Raw genomic sequence first — 19,047 nt, 5'->3', positions numbered from 1 at the left:
CCCGCGAGGCTGAGCGGATGACCAGTGGGACCCGGCCCCGGCGCCGCCGGCTCGAACCGGCCGAACGGCGTGCGGAGATCCTCGCCGCCGCCCGGCACCTGTTCGGCGCGGGCAGCTACGCCTCGGTGTCCACTTCGGACATCGCCGAGGCCGCCGGGGTGGCGCGCCCGCTGATCAACCACTACTTCGGCGGGAAGCGCGAGCTGTACCTGGAAGTGGTGCGGCAGCTGATGATCGTGCCCGCGCCGGTCACCGAAGCGCTGCCGGACACCACGATGGAGCAGCGGCTGGCGATCGGCGTCGAACGGTGGATCGAGGTCGTGGACCGCAACCGCGACGCGTGGCTGACCGTGATCGGGCCGGAGGCGGCCGGGCGCGACCCCGAGATCGAGCGGATCATGCTGGAGGCCGACGAGATCGCCGCCGACCGGGTGCTGGAGGCCGCGCTGATGACCGGCGTGACCGAAGGCCGCGAAGAGCTGCGGGCGATGATCCGGTCGTTCGGCGGGATGCTGCGCGCGGCGTCGCGGGAGTGGCTGATCCGCGGCACGCTGGACCGCGCGGCGCTGCGCACCTTCCTCACCGATTCGCTGCTCAACCTGCTGAAGGTCACCTACCCGGCGGTCCTCGCCGAGCGGCGCGGAAGCGACGGGCGAACGCCGCCGGTGTCATCCCGGTCCAGCGCTTGAACGCGTGGATGAAGCTCGACGCTTCGGCGTACCCGAGCCGGTAGGCGACGTCCTCGACCGACAGCACGCCGGTGTCCAGGAGCTCTTCGGCGAGCGTCTGGCGGACCTCGTCGACCAGCGTCCGGTAGCTCGTGCCGGCTTCGGTCAGGCGCCGGCGCAGGGTGCGCGTGCTGAGCGTCAGCTGGCGGGCGATTTCGTCCATTCCGGCGTCGACGCCGCCGAGCCGGACCAGGCGTTCCCGCACCTGCTGGGAAATGCCCGAACGCTGCCGTCGCCGCGCGACGAGCGCTTCGCACTGCGCGGCGCACAGGGCGACGGTCTGGTCGTTGGCCTGCGGCAGCGGCCGGCCCAGCAGCGCCGGATCGAGGGTCGCGCGGCAGCCGTCGGCGCCGAAGCGCGGCAGCACGCCGAACGCGGCCAGGTATCCCTCCGGCGTGGACGTTCCGTGCCGGAAGGTCAGCTCGTCCAGCGCGATCTCGGGCAGCAGATCGCGCATGACGGCGAAGATCGCGGCCAGGTCGCGCAGGACGAGGAAGCGGGCGACGTCGGCGGGCACGCGGCTGTCGTCGAGTTCCAGCGTCAGCCGGTCGGCACCGAGCACGACGTGCGGGATGCAGAAAGCGAAGCTCAGGTCGAAGTAGCGGAGGGCGAAGAGCATCGCGTCGCGCAACGTCGGGCTGCTGATGCAGGCGAAGCCGAAGATGCCGAAGGTGGTGACGCGGTAGCGGCGGCCCAGCTCCAGCGCCGTCGCGTCCGAACCGTCCAGGCCGGCCAGCACCCGGACGACGGCCAGCTCCTGGCGGGCGTCGACCTGGACGGCCGGATCGGCGAGCAGCTCCGGCGTCAGCGTCGTCGCGGCCAGAAGCTTTTCGGCCGGCACGCCCCGTTCCGCGGCGAACCGGGTCATCAGCTCGATGCTCGCGGTGCCGCGCGGGAAGTCCCAGTCCACGACGGCGGGCGCGGCGAGCTCGGCCATGGCCGGAATTCTGGATCACGACCGGAGAAGGTGTCCAATCGAGGACCGGAACTGTCCTGGATGATCGTTAGGGTGACGACGTGGAGACCTTGAGCCGACGAGCCGTGAACCGCGCCACGCTGGAACGCCAGCTGCTGCTGCGCCGGGCGAAGATGTCCGCTTACGACGCGGTGGCGCACCTGGCCGGGCTCCAGGCGCAGGCGCCGTTCCCGCCGTACTTCGGGCTGTGGTCGCGGCTGGACGGGTTCCGGCCCGAGGAACTGGCGGAGCTGCTCGAGAGCCGGCGCGTGGTGCGGATCGCGCTGATGCGCGGCACGGTCCACCTGGTGACGGCGGCGGACGCGCTCGCGTGGCGGCCGGTGGTGCAGGGGATCTACGACCGCGATCTGAAGCAGAACGCCCTGCACGCCCGCGCACTGGCCGGGCTCGACCACGATCTCGTCAGCGAGGCCGCGCGGAAGCTGCTCCTCGCAGGGCCGATGCCGGGCACCGCACTGGGCGCCGCGCTGGCGCGAACCTGGGACGTCCCGGCGGCCTCCCTGACCCACCTGGCCCGGGGCCGGCTGCCGCTGGTGCAGACGCCACCCCGCGCGATCTGGGGCAAAGCCGGGCAGACGACGTACGCGTGCCTGGACGAGTGGGTGGGCGCTCCCCTGTCGCCGCCTTCGCCCGCTTCGCTGATTTCGCGGTACTTGCGCGCGTTCGGCCCGGCCACGGTGGCGGACGTGCAGACGTGGGCGGGCATCACGCGCCTCGGTGAGGTGGCCGCTTCGATGGACTTGCGCCGGTACCGTGACGCGGACGGCCGCGAGCTGCTGGACCTGCCGGAGCTGACGCTGCCCGGCGAGGACGTCCCGGCCCCGCCGCGGCTGCTCGGACCGTTCGACCAGATGATCCTGTCGTACGCCGACCGGACCCGGGTGATCTCGGACGCCTGTCGCAAGCGCGTGATCTCGCACAACGGCCTGGTCAAGGGCACGCTGCTGGTCGACGGTGAGGTGCGCGGCTTCTGGGAGATCAAGGCGCCGCGCAAGGCGGCGGTGATCGAGCTGTCGCCGTTCGAGAAGCTGGCGAAGCGGGACGTGGCGGCGTTGGAGAAGTCGGCGGCCGAGCTGGTGAAGTGGGCCGAGGCGGCCGCGGAGACGCACGAAGTCAGGGTGTTGCCCGTAGCGTGACGCCGGCCCGTTCGAAGACTTCGCGGACGTGCGGCACTTCGGGTCCCACGACGGTGAACGGCGGAGTCGCGCCGAAGCCACCGCGCAGGCAATCGGCGAGCGCGTCGAGGTTCCACCCGAAGTACCCACCCGGGCCGTTGACCGCTTCGCCGAGCGCGCAGTAGCAGCTCGTGACGTCGGTGACGTGCGCACCGTCGACCCGGTAAACCCGGCCCGGCGGCCGGTCGGGCCCCTCGGCGCGCCGGTGTGCCAGCGCGGCCCGCAGCCATTCGACGCGGTCGTGGCCGGCCCAGAGGTTCGCCACCGGTGGCCGCCCGGCCGACCACAGCTGCCAGATCGGTCGCGCGGCCGGCGACGGTGGGTCGTGCAAGGGCTCCCGCAACGCGAGGTCGGCCTGGTTGCCACCGTGCAGCGACCAGCCGGCGATGTCGAGCTGCACCACGCTCAGTTCGGTCTCGATCCCGAAGCGGTCGACGGTTTCGAAGAAGAAGAGCGCCGGCTGGATCTTCCGCCCGGTCCGCAGCCGTTCGGACAGCTCCGCCGGCAGGGTGCAGCGTCGCAGCCGGAGCGGCTCCCCGTCCGGCCCGGTGAACACGCCCTCGGCGTCCGCGCACGGGATACGCCGCTCCCCGTTGTCTTCGACCAGCACGTATCGCGGTACATCGGGAGCCTACGCTGGCCGGAAATCTCGATTGAGTGACCGTTCGTGGCCTGTTGTCACAGGCCCGAAGTCCGTAGCTTTTCGGGCATGACTGGTTCGGCGAAGGGGCCGTCGGTGCTGATCGTGGGCGCCGGGTTCGGCGGCATCGGGACGGCGATCGAGCTCAAGCGCGCGGGGTTCACCGAGTTCACGATCCTGGAGAGCGCCGCCGAACCCGGCGGCGTCTGGCGGGACAACACCTACCCCGGCGCCGCGTGCGACATCCCCTCGCCGCTGTACTCCTTCTCCTTCGAGCCCAACCCGCGGTGGCCGAAGCGGTTCTCGCACCAGCCCGACATCCTCGCCTACCTGCGGCGCGTCATCGCGAAGTACGGGCTCGAGCCGCACATCCGGTACCGGGCCGAGGTCACCGGAGCCGCGTTCGACGAAGCGCGGGGCACCTGGCGCGTCGAGACGCGGAGCGGGGAGACCTTCGAGGCGAACGTCTTCGTCCCGGCCGTCGGACAGCTGTCGCGCCCGACGCTGCCGGACATCCCCAACCGGGAGAGCTTCGCCGGCGACGCCTTCCACTCCGCGCGGTGGGACCACGACGTCGACCTGACCGGCAAGCGCGTCGCCGTCATCGGGACCGGCGCCAGCGCCGTGCAGTTCGTGCCCGAGCTGCGGAAACGCGCGCAGCACGTCACGGTCTTCCAGCGCACGCCGCCGTACGTCATGGCGAAGTCCGATCCGCGCTACCGGCGGTGGCAGCACTGGCTGTTCGAACACCTGCCGCCGACCCAGCTGCTCGGCCGGCTGCGGATCTTCCTGCTCGCCGAGTACGCCACCTACGCGATGACGCGCCACCCGGTGCTGGCGAAGATGTTCGAGCTGCGGACCGCGCAGCTACGGCGCCGCCACATCACGGACCCGGAGCTGCGGGCGAAGCTCAAGCCGGCGTACCCGCTGGGCTGCAAGCGGATCCTCTTCACCAACGACTACCTGCCCGCCCTCGCCCAGCCGGACGTCGACGTCGAGACGCGGCGGATCCGCGAAATCACCGAGAAAGGCGTGCGGGTCGAGGACGGGACGGAGATCGAGGCGGACGTCCTGGTCTACGGCACCGGCTTCGCCGCGACGGAGTTCCTCGGCCGGATGGCGGTGCGCGGCCTCGGCGGGCGGTCCCTGGACGACGAGTGGTCCGGCGGCGCGCGGGCGTACCTGGGCATGACCGTGCCCGGCTTCCCCAACCTGTTCTGCGTCTACGGCCCCAATACGAACCTCGGCGCCGGGTCCATCATCTACATGATCGAGCGCCAGGCGCGCTACATCCGCCAGGCGGTGGAGCGGCTCGCCCGGCCCGGTGTGTCCTATTTGGACGTGCGACCGGAGGTCGAGGAGCGGTACGACCGGGAGGTGCAGCAGCGGCTGGGCCGCAGCGTGTGGACCGCCTGCACGAGCTGGTACCGGCAGGCCGACGGCCGGGTGACGACCAACTGGCCCGGCCTGGTCACCGAGTACGACCGCCGGACCCGGCGCTTCGACGTCGCGGACTACCGGGTGGCGGGCTGATGGACTACGACGTCCTGGTGATCGGTTCGGGGTTCGGCGGCAGCGTCACGGCATTGCGGCTGACCGAGAAGGGCTACCGCGTCGGCGTGCTGGAAACCGGCCGCCGGTTCGCCGACGACGAGTTCGCGAAGACGTCGTGGCGGGTGCGGAAGTACCTGTGGGCGCCGGCACTGGGCTGCTTCGGCATCCAGCGGCTCACGCTGCTGAAGAACACGTTCGTGATGAGCGGCTCCGGCGTCGGCGGCGGTTCGCTGGTGTACGCGAACACGTTGTACGAGCCACCGGACGGCTTCTACGCCGACCCGCAGTGGGCGCACATCACGGACTGGAAGGCCGAGCTGGCGCCGTACTACGACCAGGCGAAGCGGATGCTCGGCGTGGTCGAGAACCCGGCGACGACGGCCGCGGACCGGGTGCTGCGTTCGGTGGCCGACGACATGGGCATCGGGCACACGTACCGCCGCACGCCGGTCGGCGTCTACTTCGGACAGTCCGGGGTGGACCCATTCTTCGGCGGCGCCGGACCCCGGCGTTCGTCCTGCACGCTGTGCGGCGAATGCATGACCGGGTGCCGGGTCGGGGCGAAGAACACGACCGTGAAGAACTACCTGTACCTGGCCGAGCGGGCGGGTGCCGTGGTGCACGCACTGACGACGGCGGTTTCGGTGCGGCCGATCTCCGGCGGCTACGCGGTGGACACCCGGCGCACCGGCGGTCTTTCCCACCGGACGTTCACGGCGTCGCAGGTGGTGTTCTCCGCGGCCGCCCTGGGAACCCAGCGCCTGCTGCACCGGATGCGGGACACCGGAACGCTGCCTCTCGTGTCCCCTCGGCTCGGTCTCCTGGCCCGCACGAACTCCGAAGCGGTACTGGCGGCGCGGTCACTGCGCGAGGACACGGACTACTCGCGAGGCGTCGCGATCACGTCGTCGATCCACCCCGACGCGGTGACGCACGTGGAGCCGGTGCGGTACGGGCGTGGCAGCAACCTGATGGGCCTGCTGGCGACGGTGCTGGTCGACGCCTCGCCCGGGCGGCGGCGCTGGGTGCTGGGGCTGCGCGAGCTGTGGCGGTCCCGCCGTGACCTGCTGCGGATCCACAACCCGCGGCACTGGTCGGAGCGGATGATCGGGCTGCTGGTGATGCAGACGCTGGACAACTCGGTGACGACGTACACGAAACGCGGGCTGTTCGGCCGGCGCATGACGACTCGGCAGGGTTCGGGAGCACCGTCGCCATCGTGGATTCCGGCGGGCCACGAGGTGACGCGCCGGGTGGCGGCGAAGATCGGCGGCCTGCCCCAGGGGGCCTGGACGGACCTGGCGAACATCCCGATCACGGGCCACTTCATCGGCGGCTGCACGATCGGTGATTCTCCCGAAACCGGCGTGGTCGACCCGTACCAGCGGCTGTACGGCTATCCGGGCCTGCACGTGGTGGACGGCTCGGCGATCTCGGCCAACCTGGGCGTGAACCCGTCGCTGACGATCACGGCCCAGGCGGAGCGGGCGATGGCGTTCTGGCCGAACCGCGGGGAAGCCGACCCGCGGCCGCCGCTGGGTGCGCCGTATCAGCGGGTGGCGGCGGTGGCCCCTCGACGTCCGGTGGTGCCGCCGGAGGCACCGGGAGCCCTGCGGCTGCCGCTGACACCCCGCTGAGGGCCCTCCCGGACCGCGCCGCCGGGAGGGCCTGCTCAGCGCGCGGTCACGGCAGGCCCGCGAGCCCGGCCGACACCGTGTTGGCGAACGCGTACCCCTGCGACGCGTCCCAGTTGATCGACCACGTCATCGCGCCCCTGATCGACGGGTACGTCGCCGACGGCTTGAACGAGCCGCAGGACGTTCCGCGGGCCAGGCAGTTCAGCGCCGAGACCGTGTTGGCCGGGGCCTGGTAGCCGCCGCCCGCGGCCTGTGGGGAGGCCGGGAGGCCGAGGCCGACCTGGTCCGCGCGCAGGCCGCCCTGCAGCTGGATGCAGGCCAGCGCCGTCAGGAAGTCGACCGTGCCCTGGGAGTAGACGTTGCCGTTGCAGCCGTTCATCGAACCGGAGTTGTAGTACTGCATGTTGACGATCGTCAGGATGTCCTTGATGTTCAGCGCCAGCTGAAAATAACCTGCGCCAGTGGACTGCATGTCGATCGTCTGCGGCGCCATCGTGATGACCCTGCCGCCGCCGTTGTAGATGCTCCGCAGCGCCTGGCCCATGTACATGGCGTTGATGCCGTTCTCGAGGTCGATGTCGACGCCGTCGAAGCCGTAGTTGGCGATCAGTGACTTGATGCTGTTCGCGAAGTTGTTCGCCGACGAAGAGTCGCTGACGCTGATCGTGCCGTTCTGGCCGCCGACCGAGATGATCACCTTCTGGCCGCGCGCCTGCACCGTCCTGATGTCGGCCTTGAACTGGGCGTCCGTGTAGCCGCCGAGCTGCGAGGACAGGCCGGAGTCGAGCGTGAAGCTCACCGCGCCCGGCGTGCCGGTGGCGTCCGCGAACGACACCGCGATGATGGTGTACTTCGTCGGCACGTCGGCGAGCTTCAGCGCCTTGGCGCCGTTGTAGAAGTTCTGCCAGTAGCCCGTCAGGACGTGCTTCGGCAGGTCACCCTGCGTGGGCGGCGTCGTGGTCGTCGTCGGCGGGGTGGTCGTCGTCGGAGGCGTGGTCGGGGTGGTGGGCGTGGTCGGCGTCGTCGTCGGCGGGGTGCCGGGCCCGTCGAGGCTGACGTCGTCGGCGAAGTACGCCGGCTGGCCGTACCAGCCGTGCAGGTACACCGTCAGCGACGTGCTCGAGCCGGTCGTGAAGCTCAGCGACAGCTGCTGGTAGCCGCTGGTGCCGGGCGTCCACGTGCTGGTCGTCGCCGAGCCGGAGACGCCCAGGTAGACGTAGCTGCCCTGGACCCAGGCGGACAGCTTGTACGCCGTGTTCGCCGAGACGGTGAGCGTCTGGGAGCACTGGGCGTTGTCCGACGACGACGGCGTCGCGTTCAGGGCACGGCTGCCGCCGTGCACCGGCGAACTCACCGCGGCCGCCGCGCCGGTGCACGCCCAGCCCGTGGTGCCGGCTTCGAAGCCGGGGTTGGCCAGGATGTTGGCCGCCGAGGCGCTGCCGGCGAGCACGAACGTCACGCCCAGACACAGCGCGACCACCGAAAGTAAGGAAAGCAGAGCGAAGCGGACCTTGGGGACCACGGGGACCTCCACGAACACGAGTGAGGCAGGTCACCACAAAGTGGACTAGACCAATCTCGTTGTCAAGGTGCTCGATGTCAGCCCCATCCGAAAGTCGGGGCGGCGGAAACGGCAGAATGAGACGATCGGAACCAGGCGAAGCAGGAGCGTGTTGCAGTGAGCGTGTCGGTCGAGCAGAAGATCGCCGAAGAACTGGGCGTGCGCGAAGGACAGGTCAAGGCCGCCGTCGAGCTGCTCGACGGCGGTTCGACCGTGCCGTTCATCGCCCGTTACCGCAAGGAAGTCACCGGCATGCTCGACGACGCGCAGCTGCGCACGCTCGAAGAGCGGCTGCGCTACCTGCGGGAACTCGACGAGCGCCGGCTCGCCGTGCTCGAATCCATCCGCAGCCAGGGCAAGCTCGACGAGGCCCTCGAGGCGTCGATCCTCGCCGCGGACACGAAGTCGCGGCTCGAGGACATCTACCTCCCGTACAAGCCGAAGCGCCGCACGAAGGCCATGATCGCGCGTGAAGCGGGGCTCGAGCCGCTGGCCGACGGCCTGCTGAACGACCCCTCGACGGACCCGCAGGCCGCGGCCGCGGTGTTCGTCGACGCGGACAAGGGCGTCGCGGACGCACAGGCCGCCCTCGACGGCGCCCGCGCGATTCTCGTCGAGCGCTTCGCCGAGGACGCCGACCTCATCGGTGACCTGCGGGAGAAGATGTGGGGTCAGGGCCACCTGGTCGCCAAGGTCCGGTCCGGGAAGGAGGAGGAAGGCGCGAAGTTCTCCGACTACTTCGACTTCTCCGAGCCCTACACCAAGCTCCCGTCGCACCGGATCCTGGCGATGCTGCGCGGCGAGAAGGAAGAGGTCCTCGACCTCACCATGTCGCCGGACGAGCCGAGTGACGAGCCGCAGGTGGGCCCGACCGACTACGAGCAGCGCATCGCCGCGAAGTTCGGCATCGCCCAGCAGGGCCGCCCGGGCGACAAGTGGCTCGGCGACACCGTGCGCTGGGCGTGGCGCACCAAGATCCTCCTCCACCTGGGCATCGACCTGCGGATGCGGCTGCGCCAGGCGGCCGAGGACGACGCCGTCCGCGTGTTCGCGGCCAACCTGCGCGACCTGCTGCTGGCCGCGCCGGCCGGCACCCGCGCCACCATGGGCCTCGACCCGGGCTTCCGGACCGGGGTCAAGGTGGCGGTCGTGGACGCGACCGGCAAGGTCGTCGACACCCACGTCATCTACCCGCACCAGCCGGCGAACAAGTGGGACCAGTCGATCGCGGAGCTCGCGGCGCTGTGCGCGCGGCACAAGGTCGACCTGATCTCCATCGGCAACGGCACGGCGTCACGCGAGACGGACAAGCTCGCGATCGAGCTGATCAAGAAGCACCCGGAGCTGAAGCTGACCAAGGCGATCGTGTCCGAGGCGGGCGCGTCGGTGTACTCGGCGTCGGCGTTCGCTTCGGCGGAACTGCCGAACATGGACGTCTCGCTGCGCGGCGCGGTCTCGATCGCCCGCCGGCTGCAGGACCCGCTGGCCGAGCTGGTGAAGATCGACCCGAAGTCGATCGGCGTCGGGCAGTACCAGCACGACCTGTCCGAGGTTTCGCTGTCGCGCTCGCTGGACGCGGTGGTCGAGGACTGCGTGAACGCGGTGGGCGTGGACGTCAACACCGCGTCGGCGCCGCTGCTGACCCGGGTTTCGGGCATCACGACGGGCCTGGCGGAGAACATCGTGGCCCACCGCGACACGAACGGGCCGTTCCGCTCCCGGACGGCGCTGAAGGAGGTCGCGCGGCTGGGCCCGAAGGCGTTCGAGCAGTGCGCGGGCTTCCTCCGCATCCCGGACGGCGACGACCCGCTCGACTCGTCGGCGGTGCACCCGGAGGCGTACCCGGTGGTCCGGCGGATCCTGTCGAAGACGGGCACGGACATCCGCGCGCTGATCGGCAACACGCGGACGCTGTCTTCCCTCCGCCCGGCGGAGTTCGTGGACGAGACGTTCGGTCTCCCGACGGTGACGGACATCCTGTCGGAGCTGGACAAGCCGGGCCGCGACCCCCGCCCGGCCTTCAAGACGGCGACGTTCGCCGAGGGCGTGGACAAGATCGGCGACCTCAAGCCGGGCATGCGGCTGGAGGGCGTCGTGACGAACGTGGCGGCGTTCGGCGCGTTCATCGACGTGGGCGTGCACCAGGACGGCCTGGCCCACGTTTCGGCGCTGTCGAAGAACTTCGTGAAGGACCCGCGTGAGGTCGTCAAGCCCGGGGACATCGTGAAGGTGAAGGTGCTGGACGTGGACGTGCCGCGCAAGCGGATCTCCCTGACGCTGCGCCTGGACGACGAGCCGGGAGCGGCCTCGGGCAACCGCGGCGGCGAGCGCCGCGACCGCGGCCAGGGCGGCGGCGGTCAAGGTGGCGGCGGTCAGCGCCGCGGCGGCACCGGCGGCGGCGATCGCCGTGGCGGTGGCCGCGGCACTGGCGGGGGCAGCAGCAGTGGCGGGAACGCCGGCGGCTCGATGGCCGACGCGCTCCGGCGGGCCGGGTTCGGCAAGTAGACCTCCAGTGAAGGCGGGCCACCCGGCGGGTCGGGTGGCCCGCCTTTGTTGCGCGACAGGGCCGAACGCCAGGCAATCCATCGTCCTGGCGGGCGCGGCCCGGAAGCAGTGACCGGACGCCGCGTCAGCGAAGGAGGAGCAGGCCGGCCGTGAAGAAGACCGCCGGCACCACCGCCGCGGCCGAGCTGATGATGCCCGGTCCGCCGCGCCAGCCGGTCGGTGACGCGGCCAGGACCAGGTGGCGGACCAGCGCCGCCTCCACGACCGCCGCCAGCAGGAACCCGAATCCGACGCTGAAGATCGCAGCCGCGCCGACGACGAACAGGCCCGACGTCGACGCCGCGGCCAGGGGCACCGCGACCTCCCAGCGCACCACCCCCGCGGCCGCCGCGAGCAGGGCCAGCAGCAGCACGAACGCCAGCAGGAAGCCGATGCGCGGGGGCATCGGGTGGGGGCCGCGGGCGAACAGCCAGAAGCCCGCGTCGAGCCCCGCCACGACGATCGCCAGCACGACGAAACCGGCACGGAACGTCAGCACCCGGTCACTCTAGCGGCGTGAACCGCACCTCCACACTTCCCAGCTCGCCGAAGTCCGCCACCACGTGGCCGCCCGCCCGGATCGGGCACGGCGGGGTCGCCGTTCCCGTCGTCACGATGTCGCCCGGGCGCAGCGCACGGCCGTGGCGGGGCAGCTCCATCGCCAGCCAGTGCAGCGCCAGGCGCGGGTCGCCCAGGACCAGGCTGCCGCTGCCCCGGGAGAACTCCTCGCCGTCGGCGTGGAGGACCACCGGGCGGCGGGGCAGGTCGAGGTCACGCCACCCCGGCACCGGGCCGCCCTCGACGAAGCGGCCCGAGCACGCCGCGTCGGCCAGCAGCTGCGGGCCGCCCGCGTGGCGGTGGTCGGTGTAGCGGCTGTCCGGCAGCTCGATCGCCAGGAACATCGTGTCCACCGCGTCGAGCACCGCCGCCAGCGACGGTGACAATCCCGGATCGGCTTTGAGCCGGAAAGCGAACTCGGGTTCGGCGACGCCCATGGTCATGGTGTCCGCCGGGACCGGGGCACCCTCGACGTGGTGGAACCGCTCGAACATCGCGCCCGGCAGCGGGCCGGGAACGTCGAGGTACTGCCGGGCGTACACCGTGGTCGCGGCGATCTTCCAGCCGGACACCGGCCCGGCCAGCTCGGCGAGCGCCGCCTGCGCCGCCATGCCTTCGGCGAGGTCGCCCGGGCGGGCGTCGTCCGGGAGGCCCTCCAGCCGCTTGCCGGTCAGCCACGCGTCCCAGATCAGCTCCGCCGCCCGCTCTCGCTTCACGCCCGCGATCTTGCCAACCGGAACACCGGGTGTCGATCGGCTTCCGCGGCGAAGGTCTCGGCCGGGTCGCCCGGCTTGGCGTCGAAGAACGGCGCCGTCACCGGGAGCTTGCGGACGTACGCGCGCAGCACCGGGCCGGCGGTCGCGGCGTCGGCTTCCTCGACCTCCCACGTCTCACGGGTGCGGCCGCGCCACAGCCGGGCGGTGGCGTCGGCGCGGAGGTTGTGCACCCAGCCGACCTGCCCGTACGGCGACACCAGCCAGCGGTCGCCACCGACTTCGACGACGTTGACCGGAGTGGTGCGGTCGGCGCCGGAGCGCCGCCCGCGCGTCGTCAACAGCCACCCGGTGCTCCCCGCGATCAGGATGCCGCGTTCCAGGCTCGCCGTCACCAGGACGTTCGCCGCTTTCCGCATGACACCCAGCCGGTACTTCCGCGCCATCACGGCTGCATAGCGTAGACCCCGGAAAGCTCCCGCACCCGCGCCCAGACGTTCTCGAACCGCGCGGCGTCGACCACCGGCTTGCGCAGCGCGGCGAGGGCGATCGCCTGCTGGGCCCCGGTCGAGCTCGCCTTGCCGTTGAGGTCCACCGCCGCGACGCTGAAGTCCTGCACCAGCACCGCGAAGATCTGGTCGGTGACCTCGTCGTCCAGGCCGGTGATGCGGGCCTGTTCCAGGACGAGCTGCCCGTACACGATCAGCGTGAACAGCTCGGCCAGCGCGAGCCCGAAGTCGAGGTCGGCCTGCTGCGCCTCGTCCGGCGCCGCCTCGGTGAGCAGCTTGACCAGGGAACCGGCCTGCTCGGTGAACAGCGCGACGTTCGGGATGTGCGCGGCCTCGGCGTAGGCGGTCTTCCAGTCGTGGAACCGGACCTTCGACAGGCCGCGCGCCGGGCCCTGGCGGAAGAGGAACTCGTCGTCCACGGCGTCGGTGCGGGTCGGCACCGGCGCGTACTCCTGCGGCGCGAACAGGTAGTTCGGCATGAACTTCGCGATCAGCGCCAGGTTCACGGCCACCGTGCCCTCGAGCTTGGGCAGGCCGTCGATGTCGTTCTTGGACATCGCCAGGTAGGTGTCGGCCTCGAAGCCCTTGGCCGCCACGACGTCGGCGACCAGGCCGATCACCTTCTGCGCCTCGGTGGTCACCTTCATCTTGGTGATCGGGTTGAAGAGCAGGTAGCGGCGGTCGTCGGGGTTCGCGCTGCGGAAGTAGTCGACCGCACGGTCGGAGAACAGCTTCATCGCGGTCAGCCGCGTGTAGGCCTCGACGAACTCGCGGCGGACGTGCGGGAAGTCCGTCACGGGCTTGCCGTAGAGCACGCGGTTGTGCGCGTGCGTGATGGCTTCGTACAGCGAGTGCGTCGCCATGCCGATGCCGCCGAAGCAGAGGTTGAACTTGCCGATGTTGACGGTGTTCAGCGCGGCGCTGAACGCCTCGGCGCCGACGTGCAGGATGTCCTCGGCGTGCACCGGGTAGTCCTCGAGCCGGAACTCGGCGACGTACATCTGCGACGGCACGACGTTCTTCACGACGTGGTAGTTCGGGTGCTCTGAGTCGGCGTAGAAGAAGACGTACTGGTCGGGGCCTTCGACACCGTCGATACGGCCGAACACCGACACGGTGCGCGCGCAGTTGCCGTTGCCGATGTAGTACTTCGAGCCGGTCGCGCGGTAGCCGTCGCCGTCCTTCGTCAGGACCATGTCCGAGGAGTAGATGTCGGCGCCGTGGTCCTTTTCGGACAGTCCGAAGGCGCCGACACCACCGGCGTCCAGCGCCTCGGCCGCGCGCCGGCGGGCGACGTCGTTGCCGCTCTGCCACACCGGGCCGAGGCCGAGGATGGTGACCTGCCACGGGTACCAGTAGTTGAGGCCGTAGAAGCCGAGGATTTCCGACAGCGCGGCGACGCGGCTGGTGTCCCAGCGCTTGTCCGGGTGGCCGCCGGCGTTCGCGGCCGGCGTCAGGAAGGTCGAGAACAGGCCTTCCTTACCCGCGAACTCGATGAAGTCCGCGTAGAAGGTGCGGTTGTGGTAGTCCTCGGTCAGCTTCGCCTTGCCGCGCTGTTCGAACCAGTCGATGGTGGCGCGCAGCAGGCGCCGCGTCTCGGCGTCGAAGTGCGCCGGGTCGTACTCGCGCGGGTTCAGCAGCATGGTGGTCCTCCTCGATTACCGACCGGTAACTTAGCAAGGTCGCGCGGGTGCGGGCAATCTCACTGGGGCTACGTCACCCTCGCCCGCTATACTGATCATGCGGGCCGCTCAGTTCTGCCTCGGCCCGCTGCTGTTGTCGACTACCACGCGCCGCGGCCGTTGACCGGTCTGCGCCGGGCAGGACAACCCTTCTCAGATTACGGAGACCAGGGCGCTCGTACGCCCGCACGCACCTATGAGCACTTTCGCTGAACTCGGCCTGCCCACCCCGCTCGTGGCCGCGCTGGCCACGCAGGGCGTCACCGAGCCCTTCCCCATCCAGGCGGCGACCCTGCCGCACACCCTCGCCGGGCGTGACGTGCTCGGCCGCGGCCGGACCGGCTCCGGCAAGACCTACGGCTTCGTCCTGCCCCTGCTGGCCCGCCTCGCCGCGGGCCCGACGCGGCGCAAGCCGGGCCGTCCGCGCGCGCTGATCCTGGCGCCGACGCGCGAGCTCGCGACGCAGATCGAGGCGTCGATCCTGCCGCTGGCGAAGCCGCTGGGCCTGAAGACGACCACCATCTTCGGCGGCGTCAGCGCGAACCCGCAGATCACGCGGCTGCGCGACGGTGTCGACATCGTCGTCGCCTGCCCCGGCCGGCTCGCCGACCACATGCGCTCCGGGCACGTGAAGCTCGACGCCATCGAGATCACCGTCCTCGACGAGGCCGACCACATGGCCGACCTGGGCTTCCTGCCCGAGGTCCGCCGGATCATGGACCAGACGCCCTCGCGCGGCCAGCGCATGCTGTTCTCCGCGACCCTCGACAACGGCGTCGACGTGCTGGTCAAGCGCTTCATGACCGACCCGATCACGCACAGCGTCGACTCGGCGCAGTCGCCGGTGTCAACGATGGAGCACCACGTCCTGCACCTCGAGGAGACCCACCGGCTGCCGGTGCTGGTCGACCTGACCGCGGCGCCGGGCCGCACGCTGGTGTTCACCCGGACGAAGAGCCGCGCGAAGGCACTGACCCGCAAGCTGGTGGCGTCGGGCGTCCCGGCCGTGGAACTGCACGGCAACCTGGGGCAGAACGCGCGGACGCGCAACCTCGAAGCGTTCTCGTCGGGCACGGCGAAGACGCTGGTCGCGACCGACATCGCGGCGCGGGGCATCCACGTCGACGACGTCCGGCTGGTCATCCACGCGGACCCGCCGGTGGAGCACAAGGCGTACCTGCACCGGTCCGGCCGCACGGCGCGCGCCGGGGCGTCGGGCACGGTGGTGACGCTGATGACCGACGCGCAGGTCCGCGACGTGCGCGACCTGACCCGCAAGGCGGGCATCAAGCCGACGACGACCCAGCTCGGCCCGGGTCACCCGCTGCTGGCGGAGCTGGCCCCGGGCGAGCGCACGTTCTCGCAGGCCCCGGCGGTGGACAACCGGCCGAAGAAGGTGTCCGCCACGGGCGCGGCACCGGGTGGTGGCCGCGGACGCCGGGGCGCCCCTGCCACGCCGAAGGAGAACCGCGGCGGACAGCGGTCCCGGACGAACGGCCAGCCGCGGCGGGACGAGCAGCAGCCGCGTTCGGCCGCCTCGGGCCGGGGCGGCTCGGGCGGCAACCGCAGGGCCGGCGGCGCGGCCAAGGCCGCGGGCACCGGCCGATCGGCAGCCCCGGCGACCGGTGGTCGCCGGAGTGGTGGCGCGGCGGCGTTTTCGTCCGGCACCCGGGCCGGCGGCCGCCGCCCTCGCTGAGCGATTTCAGGATGGAGGACGCGGCCGGCGACCGGCCGCGTCGTCCGTCCGGCCGCGCTGACCGGGTGAACGGCTAAGCGCGGCCCACGGAGACCGGATGGGTCAGGATCCGCCCCGTCCGGTCCTCGGTCTCCCCCACCCCGTCGAGACCGCGCCACTCCTGGACGACCACGTACAACGTGTCCTCGCTCAGCGCGCAGGCGAAGCACCCTCGGTCGAACGTCAGCTTGTCCAGGACCTCGCCGCCCTCGCGGACCCGGGTGCACGACCGGTGCGGCACGTCCGAGACCCAAACCGCGTCTGAGGCGTCGAGGGCGATGCCGTCCGGGACGCCGTCGCCGAGGTCCGCCCACACCCGCCGGTCAGTCAAGTCGCCGTCCGGGAGGACCGAGAACGCCGTCAGCCGGTTGGCGTACGACTCCGCCACGATCAGCGTCGAGCCGTCCGGGGTGAGCGCCATGCCGTTGCCGAACGCGATGTCCTCCGCCACCGCGCGGACCGCGCCTTCGGGGGAGACGAACAGGATCGCCCCCGGCCGGTAGGGCTCACCGGCCATCAGGTCGAAGCCGCCCCCGTTGACGTAGCAGCCTCCGGCACCGGTCACCACTATCTCGTTGAACCCGGTGCCGCCCAGGTCGGCGTGTGTGGTCAGGCCGGACTCCGAGAGGCGCAGCAGGAGTCCGTCCGACGAAGACACGATCACCGGCTGCCCGCCGAGGAAGTCGAAACACATCGGCATCGTCGGGAAGTCCGCGCGGAAGACGACCTCGCGTTCCCCCGCCGGAGAGACCGCCACGATCTCGTGGGCCAGCCAGTCGGCGAACCAGAGCCGCCCGTCGTGCCAGCGCGGGGACTCGCCGAACGCGACTCCGTCGAGCAACGTCGCCGTCATCGCCACACCCCCACCAGAACCGCCACCACCGCGATCTTCACCAGCCAGTCGCCCGCGTGCAGCGCCGCCAGGCCGGCCGGGACGCGCTCGTGGAGCACCGATCCCGCCAAGATCACCACCGGGAACCCCGCCCAGACCACCAGCGCCAAGCCGAGTGCGCCGGGCACGCCCTCGACGCCGGCCGCACCGGCCAGCAGCGCGAACGCCGCCACCAGCACCAGTGTCCGGACGAACTCCGCGCTCATCCGCCACGGTGACGGCCGCGCCGTGGCGCCCGCCGGGCTGAGGCGGGCCCAGACCCGTCCGAAGCCGATGTACCAGGCCGAACTCACCACGAACGCCGCCACCGACGCCACCACCACGGCGATCACCATTGTCCGCTCCTCCGCTCGTCACAACCGCTTGCGAAGGGGACGTCGAGACCACCGAACCGGCTTCGACATCCGAGCGGAAAACTCTCTAGAGCGACGAGGTGAGCCCGCGGGCCCGCAGCACCGCGCGCTCCAGCGGGCGGAACACCAGCAGCTCGATCCCCACGCCGACCAGCAGGATCAGGAAGATCGCCGCGATCACCGTCTCCATGCTGTTGAACGACGAGCCCTGGTTCAGGTACGCGCCGAGGCCGATGCCGAGCTGGGGGGACAGCGCGATCAGCTCCGCCGCCATCAGCGAGCGCCACGAGAACGCCCAGCCCTGCTTGAGCCCGGCGAGAAAGCCCGGGAGCGCGGCGGGCAGCAGGATGTACCGGGCCGACGACAGCCGGTTCGCGCCCATCACCTGACCCACTCGCGGGAGGATCGGCGGGATCTGGTCGATGCCGGACACCAGGCCGTTCGCGATCGACGGCACCGAGCCGAGCAGCACCACGAAGTAGATCGCCGCGTCGTTGATCCCGAACCACAGGATCGCCGCCGGGACCCACGCCACCGACGGGAGGCTCTGCAGCCCCGTCAGCAGCGGGCCGATCGCCGCGCGCACCACGCGGACCTTCGCCACCACCAGGCCGAGCGGCGTTCCGATGAGGACGCCGGCGAGGAAGCCGAGCGCCGCGCGGTGCACCGACGTCCAGACGAAGCCGAACACCTTGCCGTCGACGACGATGCTCCAGAACTCGCCCCACACCGCGGCCGGAGACGGCAGCTGCGACTCCGGCCAGAAGGCCGCTGCCCACAGGATCTGCCAGACGACGACCAGCACGACGAGCGCGCCCAGCGGCGGCAGGAAACCCCAGGCGAACCGCTTCCAGAAGCCCGGGCGGCGGTCGCCGACGGGGGCGTCGAGCGAATCCAGTCCCGCGCCGACCGCGTCCAGGTCGGCTTCGGCGGACCGGTCAAGCTGCGGCATGGGTGCTGATCACCTCGCGCAGGTGGCCCGTGATTTCCTCGGTCAGCTCCTCGGCGTCGGCCAGCGGCACGTCCGCCCACTCGCGCACGACCCGGCCGGGCCGCGACGACAGCAGCACCACGCGCTGGCCGAGCCGGACGGCCTCGCGCACGTCGTGCGTCACGAACAGCACGGACGTGCCGGTGCTGCGGTAGACGCGCAGCAGCTCGCCCTGCAGGACGTCGCGGGTGATGGCGTCGAGCGCGGCGAACGGCTCGTCCATCAGCAGGAGCGACTGCTCCGGGTCGCCGCCGACGCGCAGGGTCGCGGCCAGCGCGCGGGCCAGCGCGACGCGCTGCCGCATCCCGCCGGACAGCTCGTGCGGCCGCTTGCCGCCCGCGCCGTTCAGCCGCACCAGGTCCAGCAGCTCGGCGGCCTTTTCGCGGCGTTCGGCGCGGCCGAACCCGGCCAGCCGCAGTGGCAGCTCGACGTTGCGGGCCGCGGTCAGCCACGGCATCAGCGCGGCTTCCTGGAACATCACCGCCGGCCGGGAGGTGTTCAGCGTGATCTCGCCCGCCGACGGCGCGTCCAGCCCGGCGACCAGGTTCAGCAGCGTGCTCTTGCCGCAGCCGGACGCGCCGAGCAGGCAGACGAACTCGCCGGGCGCGACCGTCAGGTCCACGCCGTCGAGCGCGACGACCGCGCGGCCGGCGGTGCCGAACGTCTTGCGCACGCCGTCGAGACGCACCGCGGTCGCGCCGGTGAAACTGCCGCGGCCGGTCGGGAGGGTGGTGGTCATCGCTGGCTGCCTCTCCGGATCACTCTCTTTTTCGGGGGTTCCGGGTGGCGGAGCCCCCGG

At 71.4% G+C, this 19,047-nt stretch carries 17 protein-coding genes; 6 read left to right on the top strand and 11 right to left on the bottom strand.

The genetic code is table 11. The features are described 5' to 3' along the window. Nucleotides 1-17 precede the first annotated feature (17 nt). A complete protein-coding gene (locus AB0F52_RS12135; RefSeq protein WP_360168442.1) occupies nt 18-689 on the top strand; it encodes a helix-turn-helix domain-containing protein in 672 nt (223 codons plus the stop codon). On the opposite strand, the gene AB0F52_RS12130 is transcribed toward AB0F52_RS12135, so the two are convergent. Then, entirely contained in the window at nt 610-1,665 is a 1,056-nt protein-coding gene (locus AB0F52_RS12130; RefSeq protein WP_360168439.1) for an AraC family transcriptional regulator, read from the bottom strand. The two genes, AB0F52_RS12135 and AB0F52_RS12130, sit on opposite strands and share 80 nt — an antisense overlap. A gap of 80 nt (nt 1,666-1,745) precedes the next feature. Between AB0F52_RS12130 and AB0F52_RS12125 the strand changes: the two genes are divergently transcribed. Next, on the top strand, nt 1,746-2,840 hold the full coding sequence (locus tag AB0F52_RS12125; protein ID WP_360168436.1) for a winged helix DNA-binding domain-containing protein: 1,095 nt from the start codon (nt 1,746-1,748) through the stop codon (nt 2,838-2,840). Here AB0F52_RS12125 and AB0F52_RS12120 read toward each other — a convergent pair. Beyond that, a complete protein-coding gene (locus AB0F52_RS12120) occupies nt 2,818-3,489 on the bottom strand; it encodes a barstar family protein (protein WP_360168433.1) in 672 nt (223 codons plus the stop codon). The genes AB0F52_RS12125 and AB0F52_RS12120 overlap by 23 nt on opposite strands. A 99-nt stretch (nt 3,490-3,588) precedes the next feature. Between AB0F52_RS12120 and AB0F52_RS12115 the strand changes: the two genes are divergently transcribed. Continuing rightward, nucleotides 3,589-5,052, top strand: coding sequence for an NAD(P)/FAD-dependent oxidoreductase (locus AB0F52_RS12115; RefSeq protein WP_360168430.1), 1,464 nt, complete (start codon nt 3,589-3,591; stop codon nt 5,050-5,052). Continuing rightward, a complete protein-coding gene (locus AB0F52_RS12110) occupies nt 5,052-6,710 on the top strand; it encodes a GMC family oxidoreductase (protein WP_360168427.1) in 1,659 nt (552 codons plus the stop codon). The genes AB0F52_RS12115 and AB0F52_RS12110 overlap by 1 nt, the downstream gene beginning before the upstream one ends. 46 nt (nt 6,711-6,756) lie before the next feature. Here AB0F52_RS12110 and AB0F52_RS12105 read toward each other — a convergent pair whose 3' ends face one another. Continuing rightward, nucleotides 6,757-8,232, bottom strand: a complete 1,476-nt coding sequence (locus AB0F52_RS12105; protein WP_360169549.1) for a glycosyl hydrolase family 18 protein — start codon at nt 8,230-8,232, stop codon at nt 6,757-6,759. A 156-nt stretch (nt 8,233-8,388) separates the two neighbouring features. Between AB0F52_RS12105 and AB0F52_RS12100 the strand changes: the two genes are divergently transcribed. Next, on the top strand, nt 8,389-10,776 hold the full coding sequence (locus AB0F52_RS12100) for a Tex family protein (protein ID WP_360168424.1): 2,388 nt from the start codon (nt 8,389-8,391) through the stop codon (nt 10,774-10,776). 124 nt (nt 10,777-10,900) lie between these two features. Here AB0F52_RS12100 and AB0F52_RS12095 read toward each other — a convergent pair whose 3' ends face one another. The 4 genes from AB0F52_RS12095 to AB0F52_RS12080 are packed head-to-tail and all read right to left on the bottom strand — an operon-like array spanning nt 10,901 to nt 14,238. After that, the gene (locus AB0F52_RS12095; RefSeq protein ID WP_360168421.1) at nt 10,901-11,314 is read right to left on the bottom strand and encodes a hypothetical protein; all 414 of its coding nucleotides are present in this window, start codon (nt 11,312-11,314) and stop codon (nt 10,901-10,903) included. A gap of 4 nt (nt 11,315-11,318) precedes the next feature. Next, nucleotides 11,319-12,089: a fumarylacetoacetate hydrolase family protein gene (locus AB0F52_RS12090; protein ID WP_360168418.1), complete on the bottom strand. Its 771-nt coding sequence runs from the start codon at nt 12,087-12,089 to the stop codon at nt 11,319-11,321. Continuing rightward, nucleotides 12,086-12,532, bottom strand: a complete 447-nt coding sequence (locus tag AB0F52_RS12085; protein ID WP_360168415.1) for a nitroreductase family deazaflavin-dependent oxidoreductase — start codon at nt 12,530-12,532, stop codon at nt 12,086-12,088. Before AB0F52_RS12085 ends, AB0F52_RS12090 begins: the two co-directional genes overlap by 4 nt. Further along, on the bottom strand, nt 12,532-14,238 hold the full coding sequence (locus tag AB0F52_RS12080; protein ID WP_360168412.1) for an acyl-CoA dehydrogenase: 1,707 nt from the start codon (nt 14,236-14,238) through the stop codon (nt 12,532-12,534). The genes AB0F52_RS12085 and AB0F52_RS12080 overlap by 1 nt, the downstream gene beginning before the upstream one ends. A gap of 235 nt (nt 14,239-14,473) precedes the next feature. Here AB0F52_RS12080 and AB0F52_RS12075 point away from each other — a divergent pair, with 235 nt between their 5' ends. After that, nucleotides 14,474-15,973, top strand: coding sequence for a DEAD/DEAH box helicase (locus tag AB0F52_RS12075; protein ID WP_360168409.1), 1,500 nt, complete (start codon nt 14,474-14,476; stop codon nt 15,971-15,973). Nucleotides 15,974-16,046: 73 nt separating this feature from the next. Here AB0F52_RS12075 and AB0F52_RS12070 read toward each other — a convergent pair whose 3' ends face one another. The 4 genes from AB0F52_RS12070 to AB0F52_RS12055 all read right to left on the bottom strand — a co-directional run bounded on the left by AB0F52_RS12070 (nt 16,047) and on the right by AB0F52_RS12055 (nt 18,987). Next, nucleotides 16,047-16,865: an SMP-30/gluconolactonase/LRE family protein gene (locus AB0F52_RS12070; RefSeq protein WP_360168406.1), complete on the bottom strand. Its 819-nt coding sequence runs from the start codon at nt 16,863-16,865 to the stop codon at nt 16,047-16,049. Further along, the gene (locus tag AB0F52_RS12065) at nt 16,862-17,239 is read right to left on the bottom strand and encodes a DUF1761 domain-containing protein (protein WP_360168403.1); all 378 of its coding nucleotides are present in this window, start codon (nt 17,237-17,239) and stop codon (nt 16,862-16,864) included. Before AB0F52_RS12065 ends, AB0F52_RS12070 begins: the two co-directional genes overlap by 4 nt. A gap of 85 nt (nt 17,240-17,324) precedes the next feature. Beyond that, nucleotides 17,325-18,209 carry an ABC transporter permease gene (locus AB0F52_RS12060; protein WP_360168400.1) on the bottom strand — a complete coding sequence of 295 codons (885 nt, stop codon included), beginning with the start codon at nt 18,207-18,209 and terminating at the stop codon, nt 17,325-17,327. After that, nucleotides 18,196-18,987, bottom strand: coding sequence for an ABC transporter ATP-binding protein (locus AB0F52_RS12055; RefSeq protein ID WP_360168397.1), 792 nt, complete (start codon nt 18,985-18,987; stop codon nt 18,196-18,198). Before AB0F52_RS12055 ends, AB0F52_RS12060 begins: the two co-directional genes overlap by 14 nt. Nucleotides 18,988-19,047: the final 60 nt, after the last annotated feature.

Source organism: Amycolatopsis sp. NPDC024027 (assembly GCF_040638975.1).
GTDB lineage: Bacteria > Actinomycetota > Actinomycetes > Mycobacteriales > Pseudonocardiaceae > Amycolatopsis.
The sequence above is the reverse complement of the archived record's forward strand: the minus strand, read 5'-3'. Positions and strand labels throughout refer to the sequence as shown.

Coding starts and splice junctions, on each gene's coding strand:
- AB0F52_RS12130 (WP_360168439.1), bottom strand. CDS start 1,665: ATGGCCGAGCTCGCCGCGCCCGCCGTCGTGGACTGGGACTTCCCGCGC.
- AB0F52_RS12080 (WP_360168412.1), bottom strand. CDS start 14,238: ATGCTGCTGAACCCGCGCGAGTACGACCCGGCGCACTTCGACGCCGAG.
- AB0F52_RS12075 (WP_360168409.1), top strand. CDS start 14,474: ATGAGCACTTTCGCTGAACTCGGCCTGCCCACCCCGCTCGTGGCCGCG.
- AB0F52_RS12085 (WP_360168415.1), bottom strand. CDS start 12,532: ATGGCGCGGAAGTACCGGCTGGGTGTCATGCGGAAAGCGGCGAACGTC.
- AB0F52_RS12110 (WP_360168427.1), top strand. CDS start 5,052: ATGGACTACGACGTCCTGGTGATCGGTTCGGGGTTCGGCGGCAGCGTC.
- AB0F52_RS12065 (WP_360168403.1), bottom strand. CDS start 17,239: ATGGTGATCGCCGTGGTGGTGGCGTCGGTGGCGGCGTTCGTGGTGAGT.
- AB0F52_RS12060 (WP_360168400.1), bottom strand. CDS start 18,209: ATGCCGCAGCTTGACCGGTCCGCCGAAGCCGACCTGGACGCGGTCGGC.
- AB0F52_RS12135 (WP_360168442.1), top strand. CDS start 18: ATGACCAGTGGGACCCGGCCCCGGCGCCGCCGGCTCGAACCGGCCGAA.
- AB0F52_RS12055 (WP_360168397.1), bottom strand. CDS start 18,987: ATGACCACCACCCTCCCGACCGGCCGCGGCAGTTTCACCGGCGCGACC.
- AB0F52_RS12115 (WP_360168430.1), top strand. CDS start 3,589: ATGACTGGTTCGGCGAAGGGGCCGTCGGTGCTGATCGTGGGCGCCGGG.
- AB0F52_RS12070 (WP_360168406.1), bottom strand. CDS start 16,865: ATGACGGCGACGTTGCTCGACGGAGTCGCGTTCGGCGAGTCCCCGCGC.